We start from the raw sequence: 20,206 nt of genomic DNA on the forward strand, positions 1-20,206 counted from the left end.
CGAATTTCGGTTAATCGCCTTTATTTTCAATGATTCTAATCGCTTAGATGCATGCCAGCCATGCGTTTTTCAGCATGGCGCAATGCATCCTTGCATGTTAGCTTTCCGCAATCGGTGGGGAGACGATCGATCTCCCTGAATGTCCGCGAAGAGACGCCAACAGGGAGTGACGCATGGCCACCGCCGCCAAAAAAGCGCCCGCAAAATCCAGATCCGACAAACAGCCCAATCTGTCAGCGCCCAAACCGGCGGATTTCACCAAAGAAGAAGAGCTTTCCGCCTACCGTCACATGCTTTTGATCCGCCGCTTCGAGGAGAAGGCGGGCCAGCTCTACGGCATGGGCTTCATTGGCGGCTTCTGCCACCTCTATATCGGCCAGGAGGCCGTCGTCACCGGCATGAAGATGGCGCTGGTCGAAGGCGACCAGATGATCACCGCCTATCGCGACCATGGCCACATGCTGGCGATGGAGCTGTCGCCGCGCGGCGTCATGGCCGAGCTCACCGGTCGCCGTGGCGGTCTTTCGAAGGGCAAGGGCGGCTCGATGCACATGTTCTCCAAGGAAAAGCATTTCTATGGCGGCCACGGCATTGTCGGCGCGCAGGTGTCGCTCGGCACCGGTCTCGCCTTCGCCAACCGCTACCGCGACAACAAGAATGTCTCGCTGACCTATTTCGGCGATGGCGCCGCCAACCAGGGCCAGGTCTATGAAAGCTTCAACATGGCCTCGCTGTGGAAGCTGCCGGTGATCTACATTATCGAGAACAACCGCTACGCCATGGGCACGTCCGTGTCGCGTTCGTCGGCCGAGACCGACTTCTCGCATCGCGGCGCTTCCTTCAAGATTCCCGGCATCCAGGTCGACGGCATGGACGTCCGCGCCGTGAAGTCGGCGGCCGATCTCGCGACCGAATGGTGCCGTGCCGGCAACGGTCCGCTCATCCTCGAGATGCAGACCTATCGCTATCGAGGCCATTCGATGTCCGACCCGGCGAAATACCGCTCCAAGGAGGAAGTGCAGAAGATGCGCTCCGAGCATGACCCGATCGAGCAGGTCCGGGTGCGGCTGCTCGACAAGAAGTGGGCAAGCGAGGACGAGCTCAAGGCCATCGACAAGGAAGTCCGCGACATCGTCGCCGACGCCGCCGAATTCGCCCAGAACGACGCCGAGCCGGATCCGTCCGAGCTCTGGACCGACATCGTACTCTAAGGAGAGGGCAAGGACATGCCGATCGAAATTCTCATGCCCGCGCTGTCGCCGACGATGGAAGAGGGCAATCTTTCCAAATGGCTGAAGAACGAAGGCGACAAGGTCGTCGCCGGTGATGTGATCGCCGAGATCGAGACCGACAAGGCGACGATGGAGGTCGAAGCTGTCGACGAAGGCACGCTGGCCAAGATCGTGGTTCCCGCCGGCAGTGAAGGCGTCAAGGTCAACGCGGTCATCGCCGTGCTTGCCGTCGACGGCGAGGACGTCGACAAGGCCGGCGAAGGCATCGGCGAGGAAGAGCCCGCCAAGGCTGAAAAAGCCGCGCCGGCCCCGGCGCAAGCCTCGGCCAAAAGCGAGGCGTCCGCCGCTGTCGCCGCCGCGCCGAAGGCGGAGATCGCCGCCGATCCGGATATTCCAGCCGGCACCGAGATGGTTTCCACCACGGTGCGCGAAGCGCTCCGTGACGCCATGGCCGAGGAGATGCGCCGCGACGGCGATGTCTTCGTCATGGGCGAGGAGGTCGCCGAGTACCAGGGCGCCTACAAGATCACGCAGGGCCTGCTGCAGGAATTCGGGCCGAGGCGCGTCGTCGACACGCCGATCACCGAGCATGGCTTTGCCGGTGTCGGCGTCGGCGCCGCGATGGCGGGGCTGAAGCCGATCGTCGAGTTCATGACCTTCAACTTCGCCATGCAGGCGATCGACCAGATCATCAACTCGGCCGCCAAGACGCTCTATATGTCCGGCGGCCAGATGGGCGCGCCGATCGTGTTCCGTGGTCCCAACGGTGCGGCGGCCCGCGTCGCCGCCCAGCACTCGCAATGCTATGCCGCCTGGTACAGCCATATCCCCGGCCTGAAGGTGGTGATGCCCTATACGGCTGCCGACGCCAAGGGCCTGCTCAAGGCCGCGATCCGCGACCCGAACCCGGTCATCTTCCTGGAGAACGAGATCCTCTACGGCCATTCCTTCGACGTGCCGAAGCTCGACGACTTCGTGCTGCCGATCGGCAAGGCGCGTATCCACAAGCAGGGCAAGGACGTCACCCTCGTCTCCTTCGGCATCGGCATGACCTATGCGCTCAAGGCGGAAGCCGAGTTGCGCGGCATGGGCATCGACGCCGAGATCATCGATTTGAGAACCATCCGCCCGCTCGACTTCGACACGATCATCGCCTCGGTGAAGAAGACCAACCGCCTCGTGGTGGTGGAAGAAGGTTTTCCGCAGAACTCGGTCGGCGATCACATCGCCAACCAGGTCTCGCAGCGCGCCTTCGATTTCCTCGATGCGCCGGTGATCACCATTGCCGGCAAGGACGTTCCCATGCCTTACGCGGCGAACCTCGAGAAGCTGGCGCTGCCCAACGTCGGCGAAGTCGTCGAGGCCGTCAAAGCCGTCACTTATCGCTGAGCCGGTCGGGAGGACATCATGCCAATCAACATCACCATGCCGGCGCTCTCCCCGACCATGGAAGAGGGCAATCTGTCAAAATGGCTGGTCAAGGAAGGCGATAAGGTTTCGCCGGGTGACGTGATCGCCGAGATCGAGACCGACAAGGCGACGATGGAGGTCGAAGCCGTCGATGAAGGCACAGTCGCCAAGCTGGTGGTTCCGGCCGGCACCGAAGGCGTCAAGGTCAACGCGCTGATCGCCATCCTGGCCGGTGAAGGCGAGGATGCCGCGGCCGCTGCCAAGAGCGGCGGCGGCGCCGCGCCCAAGGCTGAAGCGCCGAAAGCTGATGCCCAGAAGGGCGAGCCGCCCAAGGAAGCGCCCAAGCCGGCAGCAGCCGCCGCGGCGCCCCCGCCGGCGAAGGCCGAGCCTGCTCCCGTCGCCAACGGCCACGCCGCAGGCGATCGCGTCTTCGCATCGCCGCTGGCCCGCCGCATCGCCAAGGATGCCGGCGTCGACGTGACGGCGCTGACCGGTTCCGGCCCGCATGGCCGCGTGGTGAAGGTCGACGTCGAGGCGGCGATCGCTTCCGGCGGCGCTCCGGCTGCGAAGGCGCCCGCCGCCGCCCCGTCCGCTCCGGCCGCAGCGCCCAAACCGATGTCGGACGACCAGGTGCTGAAGCTGTTCGCCGAAGGCTCCTACGAGCTCGTGCCGCATGACAACATGCGCAAGACCATCGCGCGTCGCCTGGTCGAGGCGAAGTCCACCATCCCGCATTTCTATTTGACGCTGGACTGCGAGCTCGATGCGCTCTTGGCGCTGCGCACGCAGCTCAATGCCGCAGCCCCGATGCGGAAGACCGAGAAGGGCGAGGTTCCGGCCTACAAGCTCTCGGTCAACGACATGGTCATCAAGGCCATGGCGATGGCGCTGATGGCGGTGCCGGACGCCAACGCCTCCTGGACCGACAGCGCCATGGTCAAGCACAAGCACGCCGATGTCGGCGTCGCCGTGTCGATCCCCGGCGGCCTGATCACGCCGATCATCCGGCATGCAGACGAAAAGACGCTGTCGGTCATCTCCAACGAGATGAAGGACCTGGCAAGCCGCGCCAGGAGCCGCAAGCTGAAGCCGGAAGAATATCAGGGCGGCACGACGGCGGTGTCCAATCTCGGCATGTTCGGCGTCAAGGACTTCGCCGCCGTCATCAACCCGCCGCATGCGACGATCCTGGCGGTCGGCGCAGGCCAGGAACGGGCGGTGGTCAAGAAGGGCGAGATCAGAATAGCCACCGTGATGTCGGTGACCTTGTCGACCGATCACCGCGCCGTCGACGGCGCGCTCGGCGCCGAACTGCTCGGCGCCTTCAAGCGCTTGATCGAAAACCCGATGGGCATGCTGGTGTAAGAAGGGAAAAGGCGGTGCGGAAATTCGTCACCAGCCTTTTCACCCTGATTATTTTTAATCCCGACGGCGAGCTCTTCGCATGCCGGCGCGGCAGGCGCTCGCAGCCAGCTTTCGGCAAGGGTGGGGCAATCGCATGAAGACAATTCTCTGTTATGGCGACTCGCTGACCTGGGGCTATGACGCCGCCAATCTCGGTCGCCATGCGCTCGAGGACCGCTGGCCGAGCGTGCTTGGGGCTGAACTCGGCAACGATGTCGAAGTCATCGCCGAAGGCCTCAACGGCCGCACCACCGCCTTCGACGACCATCTGGCCGGCGCCGATCGCAATGGCGCCCGCATTCTGCCGACGATCCTGACCAGCCATGCGCCGCTCGATCTCGTTATCGTCATGCTCGGCTCCAACGACATGAAGCCTTGGATTCACGGCAATCCGGTCGCAGCCAAGCAGGGCGTGCAGCGGCTGATCGATATCGTGCGCGGCCATGACTATCCGTTCGACTGGCCGGCGCCGCAGATCCTCGTTGTCGCGCCGCCTGTCGTGACACGCACCGACAATGCCGAGTTCAAGGAAATGTTCGCCGGCGGCGACGACGCTTCCAAGCGTCTTGCGCCGCAGTATTCCTTGCTGGCCGACGAGGCCGGCTGCGGCTTCTTCGACGCCGGCACGGTCGCAACCACCACGCCGCTCGACGGCGTCCATCTCGATGCCGAGAACACGCGAAACATCGGCAAGGCTCTGGCGCCGCTCGTGCGCGTCATGCTCTCGCTCTAACCCTCAGAAAGATCAGGGAGAAAACCCGTGGCTGAATCCTACGACGTCATCATCATCGGCTCAGGCCCCGGCGGCTATGTCACGGCGGTGCGTTCCGCCCAGCTCGGCTTCAAGACGGCAATCGTCGAGCGCGAGCATCTTGGCGGCATCTGCCTGAATTGGGGCTGCATTCCGACCAAGGCGCTGCTGCGCTCGGCCGAGATCATGCATTATTCGGATCATCTGAAGGATTACGGGCTTAAGCTTGAAGGCGGTAAAATTATGCCCGACACCGCTGCCGTGGTCGACCGCTCGCGAAAAGTCTCGCTCAGGCTGAACACCGGCGTCGGCTTCCTGATGAAGAAGAACAAGGTCGACGTCATCTGGGGCGAGGCCAAGCTTTCCAAAGCCCCAGCCGGTGACAAACCGGGCGAGGTCGTCGTCTCAAAGACCGCGAAGAAGGCGATGGAGCCGCAGCCGCCGGTGCCGAAAGGCGTCAAGGGCGAGGGCACCTACACGGCCAAGCACATCATCCTGGCGACGGGCGCCAGGCCGCGCGCGCTGCCCGGCATCGAGCCGGACGGCAAGCTGATCTGGACCTATTTCGAGGCCATGGTGCCGAAGGAAATGCCGAAATCGCTGTTGGTGATGGGTTCGGGTGCCATCGGCATCGAATTCGCCTCCTTCTACCGCACCATGGGCGCCGATGTGACGGTGGTCGAGCTGCTGCCGGCGGTAATGCCGGTCGAGGACGCCGAGGTCTCGAAATTCGCGCAAAAACAGTTCGAGAAGCAGGGCATGAAGATCCTCCTCGAGGCCAAGGTGACCAAGGTTGAAAAGGGCGCCAATTCGGTCACCGCGCATGTCGAGATGAAGGACGGCAAGGTCGAGAAGATCACCGCCGACCGCATGATCTCGGCCGTCGGCGTGCAGGGCAACATCGAGAATCTCGGCCTGGAAGCGCTTGGCGTGAAGACGGATCGCGGCTGCGTGGTCGTCGACGGCTACGGCAAGACCAATGTGCCCGGCATCTACGCCATCGGCGACGTCGCCGGCCCGCCTATGCTCGCCCACAAGGCCGAGCATGAGGGCGTTGTCTGCGTCGAGAAGATAGCCAATTTCCCGGGCGTGCACCCCATCGACAAGCTGAAGATCCCCGGCTGCACCTATTGTAGCCCGCAGGTCGCGTCCGTCGGCCTGACCGAGGCGAAGGCCAAGGCGGAAGGCAAGGATATCCGCGTCGGCCGCTTCCCTTTCAGCGCCAACGGCAAGGCCATCGCGCTCGGCGAGGACCAGGGCTTCGTCAAGACCATCTTCGACAAGAAGACCGGCCAGCTGCTCGGCGCGCACATGGTCGGCGCCGAGGTGACTGAGCTCATCCAGGGTTTTGTCGTGGCTATGAACCTGGAGACGACCGAGGAAGAGCTGATGCATACGATCTTCCCGCATCCGACACTGTCGGAGATGATGAAGGAGAGCGTGCTCGACGCCTATGGCCGCGTTTTGAACGCATGATAGGTCACCAATCGGTGATAAGTCACCAGTCGGTGATCGATGGCCAATCCGTGCTAACGTGGTTGGGCGAGACTCACACGCGGCAGCCGGAGAAAGCTGACGGCAAGGCGGTTCGTATCCGGATGCATTTTCACCTGATCGAGGAGGAATTGGCACATGCATATGAATGGCGTCGGCTGGATCGCAGCCATCATCGTCGGCGGCCTGGCGGGCTGGCTGGCCGAGATGGTCATGAAGAGCAACACCGGTATCTTCATGAACATCATCATGGGGATCGTCGGCGCGATAGTGCTGAACGCGATCCTGCAGGCCGTCAACATCCAGTCGTTCGGCGTCGGCTGGGTCGCCTATCTGATCACCGGCTTCATCGGCGCCTGCCTGCTGATCTTCGTCGGACGGCTCGTGCGTCGCTGACCCAAAGCCACCGTTATGCGAAAATGGCCGTGGCGGCATGCGCTGCCGCGGCCTTTTTCTTTGTCTCGAAAAGTCCTAGATGACGCAAGACAGGCGGCTGGCGAAATCGCGGCCGCGAAGGGTTTGAGATGGTCACAGTCGTAGACACGATCGCCAACCGGCCGCGCCCGCGGCATCCCGAGAAGGCGCACCGGCCCGACGAGGAGGTGCTGCGCAAGCCCGACTGGATCCGCGTCAAGGCGCCGGTTTCCAAGGGCTATGCCGAAACGCGCGAGATCGTGAAGTCGCACAAGCTGGTGACGGTGTGCGAGGAGGCCGGTTGCCCGAATATCGGCGAATGCTGGGACAAGAAGCACGCCACCTTCATGATCATGGGCGAGATCTGCACGCGCGCCTGCGCCTTCTGCAATGTCGCGACCGGCATCCCGACCGCGCTCGATCCGGATGAGCCGGCGCGCGTGGCGCACGCCGTCAAGCAGATGGGATTGAGCCATGTCGTCATCACCTCCGTCGACCGCGACGATCTTGACGACGGCGGCGCGCAGCATTTCGCCGAAGTCATCCGCACCATCCGCAAGGCAACGCCTTCGACGACGATCGAGATCCTGACGCCCGACTTCTTGCGCAAGGACGGCGCGCTGGAGATCGTCGTTGCGGCCAAGCCCGATGTCTTCAACCACAATCTCGAAACCGTGCCGTCGAATTACCTGACGGTTCGCCCCGGCGCGCGTTATTTCCACTCGATCCGGCTTTTGCAGCGGGTCAAGGAACTCGACCCCTCGATCTTCACCAAATCCGGCATCATGGTCGGCCTCGGCGAGGAGCGGAACGAGGTGCTGCAGTTGATGGACGATCTGCGTTCGGCCAATGTCGACTTCATGACCATCGGCCAGTATCTGCAGCCTTCCAAGAAGCACCATCCGGTGATCCGCTTTATCCCGCCGGACGAGTTCAAGTCCTACGAGACCATCGGCAAGACGAAGGGTTTTCTCCTCATGGCGTCGAGCCCGCTGACCCGCTCCTCGCACCATGCCGGCGAGGATTTCGCCAGGCTCCGCGCGGCGCGCGAGGCGCAGCTCGCGAAGGCCAGCTGACCTTCAATGCCGAAATTCGAGGCGACACGCCGCGTCGCGCATACGCCCGACGAGATGTTCGCGCTGGTGGCGGACATCGAGGCTTACCCGCAATTCCTGCCGCTCTGCGAATCCCTCACCGTGCGCTCGCGCAAGGAGCGTGACGGCCGCACCATCCTGGTTGCCGACATGAGCATCGGCTACAAGGCGATCCGCGAGACCTTTACGACCCAGGTGCTGCTGAAGCCCGACGAGAAAGCGATCGACGTCAAATACATAGACGGCCCGTTCAAATACCTCAGCAACATCTGGCGCTTCGATCCCGCGGCCAGCGGCTGCGAGGTGCATTTCTTCATCGACTACGAGTTCAAGAGCCGCATACTCGGCGCGGTGATGGGCACGATGTTCGACCGCGCCTTCCGCATGTTCTCGGAAGCCTTCGAGAAACGGGCAAACGTCATTTACGGTGTAAAGCCCGCCTAACGTTCGCCCAGCACCCGCAAGCCGAGTTGCAGCGCGTGCCTCACCGTCTCGTGCCGGATGAATTCGCGGCCCTTGTGGCCGAACAGCTGCCGCTCAGCGATTACCGGTTGTCCGGCAAGCGCTATCCCGAACCAGACAAGGCCGACCGGCTTGTCGGCCGAGCCGCCGCTGGGGCCGGCAATGCCGGTGACGGCGAGCGACAGGCTCGCTAGCGAGTGCGTCAGCGCCCCCGCCGCCATCTCCAGCACCGTCTCGCGCGAGACCGCGCCATGTGCGTCGAGCGTGGCGGCGGAGACGCCGAGCATCTCCATCTTGGCTTCGTTGGAATAGGTGACGAAGCCGCGATCGACCACGGCGGAAGACCCGGCGATATCGGTGAGCGCCGCGATGATCAGGCCGCCGGTGCAGCTTTCGGCCGTCGCCAGCATGATGCCGCGCTGCTGGCAGGCCTGGAGCAGGGCATTTGCGAGTTCGGCGTTGCTCATGCCGGCACCTCGCCCGGATAGACGACGCTGGCGGTGGCGATCGCGGCGATGCCTTCGCCGCGCCCGACGAAGCCGAGCTTCTCGTTGGTTGTCGCCTTGATCGAAATGCGCTCGGGCGCGATGCCGAGCATGGCTGCGAGCGCTTGCGTCATCGCCGCGCGATGCGGCCCGACGCGCGGCGCCTCGCAGATTAGCGTGATGTCGGCATTGGCGATACGGCCGCCGCGCTCGCGCACCAGCTTCGCCGCGTGCTCGACGAAGATCTTCGAGGCAGCACCCTTCCATTGCGGATCGAACGGTGGGAAATGCGTGCCGATATCGCCGGCGCCGCAGGTGGCGAGCAGCGCATCGGTCAGCGCATGCAGCCCGACATCGGCGTCCGAATGCCCGGAGAGTTTGCGATCATATGGAATGGCGACGCCGCAGAGCGTTACATGGTCGCCGGGCTCGAACGCGTGCACGTCATAGCCGTTGCCGGTGCGAATATCCGGGAAGCGCTGCTGCGCGCTCGAAAGCCGCTGGTCGGCCAATGCGATGTCCCTTGCCCAGGTGAGTTTGACATTGTCCGGCGATCCGGGAACGATCTTGACCGGTATCTGTGCCCATTCGGCGATCGCCGCGTCGTCGGTGAACTCCGTCTTGCCCAGATGATGCGCCTTCTCATGCGCGGCGAGCAGCGGCCAGAACGGAAAGCCCTGCGGCGTCTGCGCGGCATGAAGGCCGGCTCTCGACACCGTCTCGTCGATCATGCCGGCGGCCGATTCCCGCTTCAGCGTGTCGGCGACAGGCAGCGCCGGCAACGCGCCCTGGCGCTCGCCGATGGCTTCGATGGTGCGGTCGATCAGCCCGGCGTCGACGAAGGGTCGCACGGCGTCATGCACCAGCACTTTTGCCGGTGCCTGGTCCCTCAGCGCCAGGAGGCCGAGCCGGACGGACGCCTGGCGCGAAGGGCCGCCGATCACGGCGACAAGACGGTCGCCATGCGCTTCGGCCGCGCGTTCGAAGAGTTCGGCATCGTCGGCATGGATGGCCACGACCACGGGACCGATCATCGGATGGGAGAGGAAGATATCCAGCGTATGCGCGATAACGGCACGGCCGCCGATGCGCTGATATTGCTTCGGACCGTCCGCCTGTCCGGCGCGCGCGCCACGGCCGGCGGCAACGATCACCACCCCGATCCCGCCGTTCAGGCCTGTCGCTTGCTTTTCACTTGCCTCGCTCATTCCGATCGGTCCTAGTCGGGGTGATGGCCGAAGGCCAGCTTTTTCCAAAATGCGCCTTAATGTGACGTCATTGCGCGTTGCACAATGCCACACTTCTGGCTAGAGAATGTGCAACGATCGAACATGCTTGGTTTTTGTGCATGGCTGAACTGACCACATTGGCATCGCCTCTTGATGTCGGCGGCGTGAAAATCCGTAATCGGGTTTTCCTGGCGCCGATGTCGGGCATCACCGACGAGCCGTTCCGGCAGCGCGCGCACGCGCATGGCGCGGGATTGGTCGTTTCGGAAATGGTGGCGAGCGGCGAACTGGCCAAGGGCAGGGCAGGCTGCGACCTTCGCATCCGTCATTCCGGTCTGCCGGTGCATATGGTGCAGCTTGCCGGCCGCGAGGCCGCGCACATGGCAGAGGGCGCGCGAATCGCGACGGGCGAGGGCGCCGATATCATCGACATCAATATGGGCTGCCCGGCGAAGAAGGTGACCGGCGGCTATGCCGGCTCGGCGCTGATGCGCGACCTCGACCATGCGCTGTCGCTAATCGAGGCGGTGGTCGGCGCCGTTTCGGTGCCGGTGACCGTCAAAATGCGGCTCGGCTGGGACGAAAGCGCGCTCAACGCGCCGATGCTGGCGCGCCGCGCCGAACAGGCCGGCGTCAGCATGGTGACCGTGCATGGCCGCACGCGCTGCCAGTTCTATCAGGGCAAGGCCGACTGGCGCGCCATCGCCCGCGTCAAGCAAGCCGTCTCGATCCCGGTCGTGGCCAATGGCGATGTCGGCTCGCCGGAAGAGGCGGCGACAATCCTCGAACGGTCCGGCGCCGACGCGGTGATGATCGGTCGCGCGCATTACGGCGCGCCGTGGATTGCAGGAAGCATCGCCTCAATTGCCGGTGGTGTATCTGCGCCCGGCATTCCGCACATGCCGCAGGCGCTCGCCGACTATGTCGTGTCGCATTACGAGGACATGCTCTCGCTCTACGGCATAGAAAGCGGGCTGCGTCAGGCGCGCAAGCATCTCGGCTGGTATCTCGACCGTCACGCTGCCGATGTCTCAGCCGAGCAGCGCAAAGCCATTCTCACGTCCTTCAAGCCGGGTGAAGTCGTGGCCGAATTGTGCCGTGTCTTCGCCGATGGCGCGCACCCGGACAGCCTGCGGAGCGCGGCATGAAGGCGGACGTGCCACAGCAGGCCGATATGGCGGATGCCGCCAATATCGTGCTCAACACCATCCGCCGCCCGGTGATCATGGTCGATCCCGACGGCTTCATCACATTCGCCAACGCCGATGCCGAGGACTTCTTCCGCTCCAGCGCGAATATGCTCGCGCGCAACACGCTCTCCAAGCTGGTGCCCTTCGGCAGCCCGTTGCTGACGCTGGTCGACCAAGTGCGCGAACGCCGCGCGCCGGTCAACGAATACCGCGTCGACGTCTCGTCGCCGCGCCTCGGCATCGAAAAGATGGTCGATCTCTACGTCGCACCGGTGCCGGAATTTCCGGGCTCGGTCGTCGTCATGTTCCAGGAACGCTCGATGGCCGACAAGATCGACCGCCAGATGACGCATCGCGGTGCGGCGCGCTCCGTCACCGGTCTTGCCGCGATGCTGGCGCATGAGATTAAGAACCCGCTCTCCGGCATTCGCGGCGCCGCCCAGTTGCTCGAGCTTTCCGCCTCCGATGAAGATCGCGCGCTGACCCGCCTGATCACCGACGAGACCGACCGCATCGTCTCACTGGTCGACCGCATGGAAGTGTTCTCCGATGAGCGGCCGATCGAGCGCTATCCGGTCAACATCCATGTCGTGCTCGACCATGTGAAGGCGATTGCCAAGAACGGTTTTGCAAGACGGATCAAGATTTTGGAGGAATATGATCCATCATTGCCTCCAGTCTTCGCCAACCGCGATCAGCTGATCCAGGTCTTTCTCAATCTGGTCAAGAACGCTGCCGAGGCGATCGGCGCCGACCCGCAGGGCGAGATCGTGCTGTCGACGGCCTTCCGCCCAGGCATCCGCGTCTCGGTGCCCGGAACGCAGGACCGAGTGTCGTTGCCGCTGGAATTCTGCGTGCATGACAACGGTCCCGGCGTTTCCGAGGACATCCTGCCGATCCTGTTCGATCCGTTCATCACCACCAAGCCGAACGGCTCCGGACTTGGCCTTGCGCTGGTCGCCAAGATCGTCGGCGAGCATGGCGGCATCATCGAATGCGATTCGACGCCGCGCGGGACGACGTTTCGCATCCTGCTTCCAGCCTGGAAGGAGGCCGCACCAAGCGCCGGCGATGAAGCTGAAGGAGACCGCACATGACCGCTCGCGGCAATATTCTCGTCGCCGATGACGATGCGGCCATCCGCACCGTGCTCAACCAGGCGCTGTCACGCGTCGGCCACGAGGTGCGTGTGACCTCCAATGCCTCGACGCTGTGGCGCTGGGTGGCTGCGGGCGAGGGCGATCTCGTCATCACCGATGTGGTGATGCCCGACGAAAACGCCTTCGACATGCTGCCGCGCATCAAGAAGGCGCGGCCCGAGCTGCCGGTCATCGTCATGAGCGCCCAGAACACGTTCATGACCGCCATCCGCGCCTCCGAGACCGGCGCCTACGAATATCTGCCGAAGCCGTTCGACCTGACGGAGCTGCTCAACATCGTCAGCCGGGCGTTGGCCGAGCCGAAGCGGCCGAAGCTCGATGGCCGCGCGGAAGACCAGCCGGAGACAATGCCGCTGGTCGGCCGATCCGCCGCCATGCAGGACATCTACCGCATGCTGGCGCGCATGATGCAGACCGACCTCACGGTCATGATCAGCGGCGAGTCCGGCACCGGCAAGGAGCTGGTGGCGCGCGCGCTGCACGAATATGGCCGCCGTCGCGGCGGCCCGTTCGTGGCCATCAACATGGCGGCGATCCCGCGCGACCTGATCGAATCGGAATTGTTCGGCCACGAGAAGGGCGCCTTCACCGGGGCACAGAACCGCTCCAGCGGCCGGTTCGAACAGGCCGAGGGCGGCACGCTGTTCCTCGACGAGATCGGCGACATGCCGATGGAAGCGCAGACCCGGCTGCTGCGCGTGCTGCAGCAGGGCGAATACACCACTGTCGGCGGCCGCACGCCGATCAAGACCGACGTCCGTATCGTCGCGGCCACAAACAAGGACCTGCGCACGCTCATCAACCAGGGCCTGTTCCGCGAGGACCTGTTCTATCGTCTTAACGTCGTGCCGCTCAGGCTGCCGGCGCTGCGCGAGCGTTCCGAGGACATTCCCGACCTGGTGCGGCATTTCTTCAAGCAGGGCGCCAGCGAGGGCCTGCAGACCAAGCGCATATCCTCCGGCGGCATCGAGCTTATGAAACGCTATCCCTGGCCGGGCAATGTGCGCGAGCTCGAAAACCTGGTGCGCCGGCTGGCCGCCCTCTACTCGCAGGACGAGATTTCATCTGAAATCATAGAATCGGAGCTGAAAACCGGCGAAAGGCCGGTCGTGCCCGATGGCGGCGCGCTCATCCCCGACGATCTGTCGATCGGCCAGGCTGTCGAGCATTTCCTGCAGCGCTACTTCGCCTCCTTCGCCGGCGAATTGCCGCCGGCCGGGCTCTACCAGCGCATTCTTGCCGAGGTCGAGTATCCGCTGGTGCTGGCTTCGATGACGGCGACGCGCGGCAACCAGATCAAGGCGGCGGAGCTTTTGGGGCTCAACCGCAACACGCTGCGCAAGAAAATCCGCGAGCTCGGCGTCAACGTCTACAAATCAGCCAGGCAGCCGTAACGTCACCTCGTCCCGTCGGTGAATTTTGTCTGGGAAAGATTATCTTCCCGGCCACACTTGTTGCATAATCGCCACAATGCGTTGCATACATCCGACGCGATGACCGACTCTGTACCGCGACATGGCAGCTGAGGCTCCGACCCTGACCCAACCGCTTTTCAACCAGACCGGCACGCGTGACGGGCGACGGTTGCTGGCGTTGCCCGGCGTGGTCGCCATTGCCGGCGCGGTGATCACGGCGGCCATATCGTTTGCGATCCTGGTCGGCGCAACGCCGATCGCGCCGACCGCCGACGCGACCTGGGCTCTGATCGCGGCCAATGCCGTCTTTGTGCTGTTCCTCATCGCCTTGATCGCGCGCGAGGTGCGACGCATCGTGCTGGCGCGGCGCCACGGCAGGGCTGCCTCGCGGCTGCATGTGCGCATCGTCGCCATGTTCGCGCTGGTCGCCGCCATCCCGGCCATCATGGTGGCGATCATCGCCTCGATCACGCTCGACATCGGCCTCGACCGCTGGTTCGAAATCCGCACCAAGACGATCGTCAACTCGTCGCTGTCGATCGCCGACGCCTATGTGCAGGAGAACGCGCGTAACCTGCAGGGCACGACATTGTCGATGGCATACGATCTCGATGCCTCGCGCACGCTTTACGGTCTCGACAAGGGCGGTTTCCTCGATCTGTTGAACAAGGAGGCCGTCGGGCGCGGCCTAGCGCATGCGGCCCTTATCAAGCCGGACGGCTCGTTCGTCATGAACGCCAAGACCGACGCCGACTTCCCCATGCCCGAGCCGCCCTCGGGCGCTGTCGACACCGCGGCCGAGGGCAAGCCGGTGCTGATCGAGCCGCGCACCCGCAACATCATGGGCGCCATTATCAAGCTGCGCGAGATCGAAGGGCTTTACCTCTACACGATCCGGCTGGTTGATCCCGACGTGATCAAGGCGCGCCAGATCGTCAGGGGCAACACCGACGAATACCGTAATCTGCAGGACAATCGCCGGACCTCGCAGGTCGCCTTCGCGTTGCCTTATCTATCGCTCACGCTGATCATCACGCTCTCGGCGATCTGGACTGGCATCGCGGTCGCCGACCGGATCGTGCGGCCGATCCGCCAGCTGATCGGCGCCGCCGACGAGGTGGCGACCGGCAATCTCGACGTTGCCGTTCCAGTGCGCCAGTCCGATGGCGACGTCGCCTCGCTCGGCGAGACCTTCAACAACATGATCCTGGAGCTCAAGTCGCAACGCAACGAGCTGCTCTCGGCCAAGGATCTGATCGACGAGCGCCGGCGTTTCTCCGAGGCGGTGCTTGCCGGCGTCACTGCCGGCGTCATCGGCGTCGACCCCTACGGCATCATCACCATCGTCAATCGCTCGGCCGAGACCATGCTGACGATTTCGGCGAATGCGACGCTCGGCCAGAACCTTTCGACGGTCCTGCCGCTTGTCGGTCGCGTGTTCGAGATCGGGCGGCAGTCCGGCAAGCCGGTCTATCGCGAGCAGGTGACCTTCTTCCGCACCGGTCTGGAGCGCACCTTCAATGTCCAGGTAACGGTCGAATCCGGCGACGACGGCGAAGAAGAGAAATCCTATGTGGTGACGGTCGACGACATCACCGATCTCGTCCAGGCGCAGCGTTCGTCGGCCTGGGCCGATGTGGCGCGGCGCATCGCGCATGAGATCAAGAACCCGCTGACGCCGATCCAGCTTTCGGCCGAGCGCATCAGGCGCCGCTACGGCAAGGTCATCACCGAGGATCGCGAGGTGTTCGACCAGTGCACCGACACCATCATCCGCCAGGTCGAGGACATCGGCCGCATGGTCGACGAATTCTCGGCCTTCGCCCGCATGCCGAAGCCGGAGATGAAGGCGATCGACCTTCGTGAGTCGTTGCGCGAGGCGTCTTTCCTGGTCGAGGTCAGCCGCTCGGACATTGCCTTCCAGCGCGATTTCGGCAGTGAGCCGTTGAAAGGCACTTTCGACAGCCGCCTGATGGCTCAGGCCTTCGGCAACGTCATCAAGAACGCGGCCGAGGCGATCGACGGACTTGATGCGCAGGACCGTTCGGGCGGCACAATCCGGATTCAGGCCGGACGGCAAGATGGCGCCATACGAATCGACGTTATCGATAACGGCAAGGGGCTGCCGCGCGAGAATCGCCAAAGGCTTCTCGAGCCCTATATGACGACGCGCGAGAAGGGCACCGGGCTTGGCCTCGCTATCGTCAAAAAGATCGTGGAGGACCATGGCGGCCGTCTCGAATTGCACGACGCGCCAGCGGATTTCCATGGCGGCCGGGGCGCGATGATCTCGATCATCCTGCCCCCGGCCACGATCGTAGCCGCGCCGCCACGCGGTGAAGGTCGAAGCGAACACGAACGAGAAACTGAAAAGGTCGGTAATGGCGTCTGACATTCTCATCGTCGATGACGAGGAAGACATCCGCGAACTTGTCGCCGGTATATTGAGCGACGAGGGTCACGAAACCCGCACGGCCCATGATGCCGACAGCGCGCTTGCGGCGATAGCCGATCGCGCGCCGCGGCTGATTTTCCTCGATATCTGGCTGCAGGGCTCGCGCCTCGATGGCCTGGCGCTGCTCGACGAGATCAAGACCATGCATCCGAACATGCCGGTGGTCATGATCTCCGGCCACGGCAACATCGAAACGGCGGTGTCGGCCATCCGGCGCGGCGCGTATGATTTCATCGAGAAGCCGTTCAAGGCCGATCGCCTCATCCTGATCGCCGAGCGCGCCCTGGAAACGTCCAAGCTGCGGCGCGAGGTCTCCGACCTCAAGCAGCGCAGCGGCGAGACTTTCGACCTGATCGGCATGTCGTCGGCGATGAGCCAGCTGCGGCAGACCATCGAGCGCGTCGCGCCGACCAACAGCCGCGTCATGATCATCGGCCCCTCCGGCTCAGGCAAGGAGCTGACGGCGCGCGCCATCCACACGCTGTCGTCTCGCAAGTCCGGTCCGTTCGTCACGCTGAGCGCGGCCACCATCACGCCCGAGCGCATGGAGATCGAGCTGTTCGGTACCGAATCGAACGGCACCGAGCGCAAGGTCGGCGCGCTGGAGGAGGCGCATCGCGGCATCCTCTACATCGACGAAGTCGCCGATATGCCGCGCGAAACGCAAAACAAGATCCTGCGCGTGCTGGTCGAGCAGCAATTCGAGCGGGTAGGCGGCACCAAGCGCGTCAAGGTCGATGTCCGCATCATTTCCTCGACCTCGCAGAACCTCGAAGCGATGATCGCCGACGGCCGCTTCCGCGAGGATCTTTACCATCGCCTGGCGGTGGTTCCGGTCATAGTGCCGGGGCTCGCTGAGCGGCGCGAGGACATTCCCTACCTCGTCGACAACTTCATGAAGCAGATCGCGCGCCAGGCCGGCATAAGGCCGCGCCGCATCGGCGACGATGCGCTGGCCGTGCTGCAGGCGCACAACTGGCCGGGCAATGTTCGCCAATTGCGCAACAATGTCGAGCGGCTGATGATCCTGGCGCGCGGCGAAGACGCCGATGCGCCGATCACCGCCGACCTTCTGCCGTCCGAGATCGGCGACGTCATGCCGCGCACGCCCAACCAGTCGGACCAGCACATCATGGCGCTGCCGCTGCGCGAGGCCCGCGAGCAATTCGAGAAGGATTATCTGATCGCCCAGATCAACCGCTTCGGCGGCAATATCTCGAAGACCGCCGAGTTCATCGGCATGGAACGATCAGCACTCCACCGCAAGCTGAAGTCGCTGGGTGTGTAGCGAGCCCTTGGCCCACGTGATTGTTCGTTACGGCAGGGGCGGAATCGCCTAAGAAAGCCGGACATTTTCCCTGAGGATGCCCATGCCGCGCATTGCCTATGTCAACGGGCGCTATGTCGTCCATGCTCAAGCCAGCGTCCATATCGAGGATCGCGGCTACCAGTTCGCGGACGGCGTCTATGAGGTTTGCGAGGTGGCGCGCGGCCATATCGTCGACATGCCGCGCCACCTTGCCAGGCTCAAGCGCTCGCTGAAGGAACTGTCGATCGCCTGGCCAGTCTCGGAAAGCGTCTTGCCGATGCTGCTGCGCGAGGTGGTCAATCGCAACGGCGTGGTCGACGGCCTTGTCTATGTGCAGGTGACGCGCGGCGTCGCCAGCCGCGAGTTCGTGTTTCCGCCCGCGGGCACAAGGCCTTCCCTGGTCATAACCGCCAGGAAAGCCGATCCGGCCGCGAGCGCGAAGCGGGTGGAGACCGGCATCAAGGTCATCACCGTCCCGGAGAATCGCTGGGACCGCGTCGACATCAAGAGCACCGGCCTCTTGCCCAATGTGCTCGCCAAACAGAAGGCCAAGGAAGCCGGCGCCCAGGAAGCGTGGTTCGTCGACACCGACGGCAACGTCAAGGAAGGCGGCTCGTCCAACGCCTGGATCGTCACCCGGGACGGCGTCCTCGTGACCCGGCCGGCCGAGCACGGCATCCTGCGCGGCATCACCCGCACGACGCTTTTCGATGTCGCCGCCAAGCTTGGCCTCAAGATCGAGGAACGCGGTTTTTCGGTCGCCGAAGCCAAGGCGGCAAGGGAAGCATTCATCAGTTCGGCGACCACAATCGCCATGCCGGTGGTCGAAATCGACGGGGCGCCGATCGCAAATGGCCATCCCGGTTCGATGACACTTTCGTTGCGGCAGGCCTTTTTTCACGTTGCGGAAAAAAGTCCAGCCTGATAACCGCACAACTGGAAGTAACCTCAACTATCTCATTCTGCTTGCCATTGTGTCGGCAAGAGGGGGTTTGCGCGCTTGACAGGTGCCTCGTAATTTGGCGCATTGGCCCGTAAACCGAAGGGGATCGGCGAAAGACAAGAAAAATGGCGGAACGATCGCAAAACCTTCAGGACCTGTTCCTGAATTCAGTTCGCAAGAGCAAAAATCCACTTACCATCTTCCTCATCAACGGTGTGAAGCTGACTGGCGTCGTCACTTCGTTCGACAATTTTTGTGTGTTGTTGCGGCGCGACGGGCACTCCCAGCTCGTCTACAAGCACGCTATTTCCACGATCATGCCGAGCCAGCCGGTTCAGATGTTCGATGGCGAGGAAAGCCAGGGCGCCTGATTGGCACGTGATAAGGACGCGGACCGCAGCGTTCGCGGAAAACAAGGACATCAACTCGGGCCGGAATCCAAGGATCCGACCCGCGCAGTGGTCATTGTGCCGGTGCTTACCCGCCAGCCGCGCGACGATGAGTCGAGCCGTCCGCGCCTGAGCCGTTCGGCGGATGCACGCCACGACGAAGCGGTCGGACTTGCCAGCGCCATCGACCTCAACCCGGTTCACACCGCGGTGGTGACGGTTGCCGATCCGCGGCCGGCCACGCTGCTCGGCAGCGGCAAGGTTGCTGAATTTGCTGAAATCGTGAAGGAGCGCAAGGCGGAGCTGGTCATCGTCGACCATCCGCTGACGCCGGTGCAGCAGCGCAATCTCGAAAAGGAACTGAACGCCAAGGTGCTCGATCGCACCGGGCTCATCCTCGAGATCTTCGGCGAGCGGGCGCGCACCAAGGAAGGCACGCTGCAGGTCGAGCTTGCGCATCTTAACTACCAGAAGGGTCGTCTGGTGCGAAGCTGGACCCACCTCGAGCGGCAGCGCGGCGGCGCCGGCTTCCTCGGCGGTCCGGGCGAAACCCAGATCGAATCCGACAGGCGCATCCTGCAGGACAAGATCACCAAGCTGAAGCACGAGCTGGAGACGGTTCGGCGCACGCGCGACCTGCACCGCGCCAAGCGCAAGAAGGTGCCGTTCCCGGTGGTGGCGATCGTCGGCTACACCAATGCCGGCAAGTCGACGCTGTTCAACCGGCTGACCGGAGCAGGGGTGCTGGCCGAGGACATGCTGTTCGCAACGCTCGATCCGACGCTGCGGCGCGTGCGGCTACCGCACGGCACGCCGGTTATCCTGTCGGACACGGTGGGCTTTATTTCCGACCTGCCGACGCATCTGGTGGCGGCCTTCCGGGCAACGCTGGAAGAAGTCGTCGAGGCGGATCTGGTGCTGCATCTGCGCGACATCTCCGATCCGGACACCGCCGCCCAGGCCGAGGACGTCGAACGCATCCTCGGCGATCTCGGCGTCGACGCTGCCGATGCGAACCGCGTGATCGAGGTCTGGAACAAGGTCGACCTGCTCGACGAAGGCAATCGCGAGCGACTGCTTGCCGAGAGCGCCAGCGGCAAGGCGCCGCCGATCTCTATATCGGCCGTCACCGGCGAAGGAATCGACGCGCTGAAAGCGCTCATCGAGACGCGCGTGTCGGGCGAGCTGGAAAGGATGACGGTGACGTTGAGCCCCGCCCAGCTTGGCCAGGTCGACTGGCTCTACCGCAACGGCGACGTCGTTTCGCGCACCGACAATGAAGACGGCAGCGTCACGCTCTCGCTGACAGCCACGCACAGCGCCCGGCAAGAGATAGAGAACCGCCTGCATCGCAGGAGCGGCAGCTAACC

Annotated in this window: 18 protein-coding genes; 16 read left to right on the top strand and 2 right to left on the bottom strand. The window is 63.8% G+C overall.

The features are described from left to right. The first annotated feature begins 173 nt into the window (after window positions 1-173). The 8 genes from pdhA (at window position 174) to LB526_RS15295 (ending at window position 8,243) form a co-directional block, all read left to right on the top strand. Window positions 174-1,211 carry a pyruvate dehydrogenase (acetyl-transferring) E1 component subunit alpha gene (gene pdhA / locus LB526_RS15260; RefSeq protein WP_095765469.1) on the top strand — a complete coding sequence of 346 codons (1,038 nt, stop codon included), beginning with the start codon at window positions 174-176 and terminating at the stop codon, window positions 1,209-1,211. Window positions 1,212-1,226: 15 nt separating this feature from the next. Continuing rightward, window positions 1,227-2,621, top strand: coding sequence for a pyruvate dehydrogenase complex E1 component subunit beta (locus tag LB526_RS15265; protein ID WP_095765468.1), 1,395 nt, complete (start codon window positions 1,227-1,229; stop codon window positions 2,619-2,621). An 18-nt stretch (window positions 2,622-2,639) separates the two neighbouring features. Beyond that, window positions 2,640-4,007 carry a pyruvate dehydrogenase complex dihydrolipoamide acetyltransferase gene (locus LB526_RS15270; RefSeq protein WP_224628227.1) on the top strand — a complete coding sequence of 456 codons (1,368 nt, stop codon included), beginning with the start codon at window positions 2,640-2,642 and terminating at the stop codon, window positions 4,005-4,007. 133 nt (window positions 4,008-4,140) lie between these two features. Beyond that, window positions 4,141-4,779, top strand: a complete 639-nt coding sequence (locus tag LB526_RS15275; protein ID WP_224610730.1) for an SGNH/GDSL hydrolase family protein — start codon at window positions 4,141-4,143, stop codon at window positions 4,777-4,779. A gap of 27 nt (window positions 4,780-4,806) precedes the next feature. After that, window positions 4,807-6,273 carry a dihydrolipoyl dehydrogenase gene (gene lpdA, locus LB526_RS15280; protein ID WP_224610732.1) on the top strand — a complete coding sequence of 489 codons (1,467 nt, stop codon included), beginning with the start codon at window positions 4,807-4,809 and terminating at the stop codon, window positions 6,271-6,273. Between the two features lie 156 nt (window positions 6,274-6,429). Next, window positions 6,430-6,687, top strand: coding sequence for a GlsB/YeaQ/YmgE family stress response membrane protein (locus LB526_RS15285; protein ID WP_224610734.1), 258 nt, complete (start codon window positions 6,430-6,432; stop codon window positions 6,685-6,687). Window positions 6,688-6,815: 128 nt separating this feature from the next. Further along, on the top strand, window positions 6,816-7,781 hold the full coding sequence (gene lipA / locus LB526_RS15290) for a lipoyl synthase (RefSeq protein ID WP_224628229.1): 966 nt from the start codon (window positions 6,816-6,818) through the stop codon (window positions 7,779-7,781). 6 nt (window positions 7,782-7,787) lie between these two features. Then, entirely contained in the window at window positions 7,788-8,243 is a 456-nt protein-coding gene (locus LB526_RS15295) for a type II toxin-antitoxin system RatA family toxin (protein ID WP_224610738.1), read from the top strand. On the opposite strand, the gene LB526_RS15300 is transcribed toward LB526_RS15295, so the two are convergent. Together LB526_RS15300 and LB526_RS15305 are read right to left on the bottom strand one after the other, a co-directional pair. Further along, on the bottom strand, window positions 8,240-8,728 hold the full coding sequence (locus tag LB526_RS15300; RefSeq protein WP_224610740.1) for a CinA family protein: 489 nt from the start codon (window positions 8,726-8,728) through the stop codon (window positions 8,240-8,242). The genes LB526_RS15295 and LB526_RS15300 overlap by 4 nt on opposite strands. After that, window positions 8,725-9,954, bottom strand: coding sequence for a bifunctional 2-C-methyl-D-erythritol 4-phosphate cytidylyltransferase/2-C-methyl-D-erythritol 2,4-cyclodiphosphate synthase (locus tag LB526_RS15305; RefSeq protein WP_224610742.1), 1,230 nt, complete (start codon window positions 9,952-9,954; stop codon window positions 8,725-8,727). Before LB526_RS15305 ends, LB526_RS15300 begins: the two co-directional genes overlap by 4 nt. 140 nt (window positions 9,955-10,094) lie before the next feature. Between LB526_RS15305 and dusB the strand changes: the two genes are divergently transcribed. The 8 genes from dusB to hflX all read left to right on the top strand — a co-directional run bounded on the left by dusB (window position 10,095) and on the right by hflX (window position 20,204). Continuing rightward, window positions 10,095-11,123 (top strand): tRNA dihydrouridine synthase DusB, encoded by a 1,029-nt coding sequence (dusB, locus tag LB526_RS15310; RefSeq protein ID WP_224628231.1) that lies wholly within the window; start codon window positions 10,095-10,097, stop codon window positions 11,121-11,123. Continuing rightward, window positions 11,120-12,262: a two-component system sensor histidine kinase NtrB gene (locus tag LB526_RS15315; protein WP_224610744.1), complete on the top strand. Its 1,143-nt coding sequence runs from the start codon at window positions 11,120-11,122 to the stop codon at window positions 12,260-12,262. The genes dusB and LB526_RS15315 overlap by 4 nt, the downstream gene beginning before the upstream one ends. Further along, entirely contained in the window at window positions 12,259-13,719 is a 1,461-nt protein-coding gene (ntrC, locus tag LB526_RS15320; RefSeq protein WP_095765457.1) for a nitrogen regulation protein NR(I), read from the top strand. The genes LB526_RS15315 and ntrC overlap by 4 nt, the downstream gene beginning before the upstream one ends. A gap of 121 nt (window positions 13,720-13,840) precedes the next feature. Then, a complete protein-coding gene (locus LB526_RS15325) occupies window positions 13,841-16,132 on the top strand; it encodes a sensor histidine kinase NtrY-like (RefSeq protein ID WP_224604646.1) in 2,292 nt (763 codons plus the stop codon). Then, window positions 16,122-17,483, top strand: coding sequence for a sigma-54-dependent transcriptional regulator (locus tag LB526_RS15330; protein WP_095765455.1), 1,362 nt, complete (start codon window positions 16,122-16,124; stop codon window positions 17,481-17,483). Before LB526_RS15325 ends, LB526_RS15330 begins: the two co-directional genes overlap by 11 nt. 82 nt (window positions 17,484-17,565) lie before the next feature. Continuing rightward, complete coding sequence (locus LB526_RS15335; protein ID WP_140843390.1) at window positions 17,566-18,429, top strand: D-amino-acid transaminase; 864 nt, start codon at window positions 17,566-17,568, stop codon at window positions 18,427-18,429. 143 nt (window positions 18,430-18,572) lie between these two features. After that, window positions 18,573-18,818 carry an RNA chaperone Hfq gene (gene hfq / locus LB526_RS15340; RefSeq protein ID WP_006202172.1) on the top strand — a complete coding sequence of 82 codons (246 nt, stop codon included), beginning with the start codon at window positions 18,573-18,575 and terminating at the stop codon, window positions 18,816-18,818. Beyond that, window positions 18,819-20,204 carry a GTPase HflX gene (hflX, locus tag LB526_RS15345; protein ID WP_224604650.1) on the top strand — a complete coding sequence of 462 codons (1,386 nt, stop codon included), beginning with the start codon at window positions 18,819-18,821 and terminating at the stop codon, window positions 20,202-20,204. Window positions 20,205-20,206 lie beyond the last annotated feature (2 nt).

Origin of the sequence: Mesorhizobium sp. CA6 (assembly GCF_020165035.1) — a bacterium.
Taxonomy (GTDB): domain Bacteria; phylum Pseudomonadota; class Alphaproteobacteria; order Rhizobiales; family Rhizobiaceae; genus Mesorhizobium.

Coding starts and splice junctions, on each gene's coding strand:
- LB526_RS15305 (WP_224610742.1), bottom strand. CDS start 9,954: ATGAGCGAGGCAAGTGAAAAGCAAGCGACAGGCCTGAACGGCGGGATC.
- ntrC (WP_095765457.1), top strand. CDS start 12,259: ATGACCGCTCGCGGCAATATTCTCGTCGCCGATGACGATGCGGCCATC.
- LB526_RS15270 (WP_224628227.1), top strand. CDS start 2,640: ATGCCAATCAACATCACCATGCCGGCGCTCTCCCCGACCATGGAAGAG.
- lipA (WP_224628229.1), top strand. CDS start 6,816: ATGGTCACAGTCGTAGACACGATCGCCAACCGGCCGCGCCCGCGGCAT.
- LB526_RS15330 (WP_095765455.1), top strand. CDS start 16,122: ATGGCGTCTGACATTCTCATCGTCGATGACGAGGAAGACATCCGCGAA.
- hfq (WP_006202172.1), top strand. CDS start 18,573: ATGGCGGAACGATCGCAAAACCTTCAGGACCTGTTCCTGAATTCAGTT.
- LB526_RS15325 (WP_224604646.1), top strand. CDS start 13,841: ATGGCAGCTGAGGCTCCGACCCTGACCCAACCGCTTTTCAACCAGACC.
- LB526_RS15295 (WP_224610738.1), top strand. CDS start 7,788: ATGCCGAAATTCGAGGCGACACGCCGCGTCGCGCATACGCCCGACGAG.
- LB526_RS15300 (WP_224610740.1), bottom strand. CDS start 8,728: ATGAGCAACGCCGAACTCGCAAATGCCCTGCTCCAGGCCTGCCAGCAG.
- LB526_RS15265 (WP_095765468.1), top strand. CDS start 1,227: ATGCCGATCGAAATTCTCATGCCCGCGCTGTCGCCGACGATGGAAGAG.
- LB526_RS15285 (WP_224610734.1), top strand. CDS start 6,430: ATGCATATGAATGGCGTCGGCTGGATCGCAGCCATCATCGTCGGCGGC.
- LB526_RS15275 (WP_224610730.1), top strand. CDS start 4,141: ATGAAGACAATTCTCTGTTATGGCGACTCGCTGACCTGGGGCTATGAC.
- dusB (WP_224628231.1), top strand. CDS start 10,095: ATGGCTGAACTGACCACATTGGCATCGCCTCTTGATGTCGGCGGCGTG.
- LB526_RS15335 (WP_140843390.1), top strand. CDS start 17,566: ATGCCGCGCATTGCCTATGTCAACGGGCGCTATGTCGTCCATGCTCAA.
- pdhA (WP_095765469.1), top strand. CDS start 174: ATGGCCACCGCCGCCAAAAAAGCGCCCGCAAAATCCAGATCCGACAAA.
- LB526_RS15315 (WP_224610744.1), top strand. CDS start 11,120: ATGAAGGCGGACGTGCCACAGCAGGCCGATATGGCGGATGCCGCCAAT.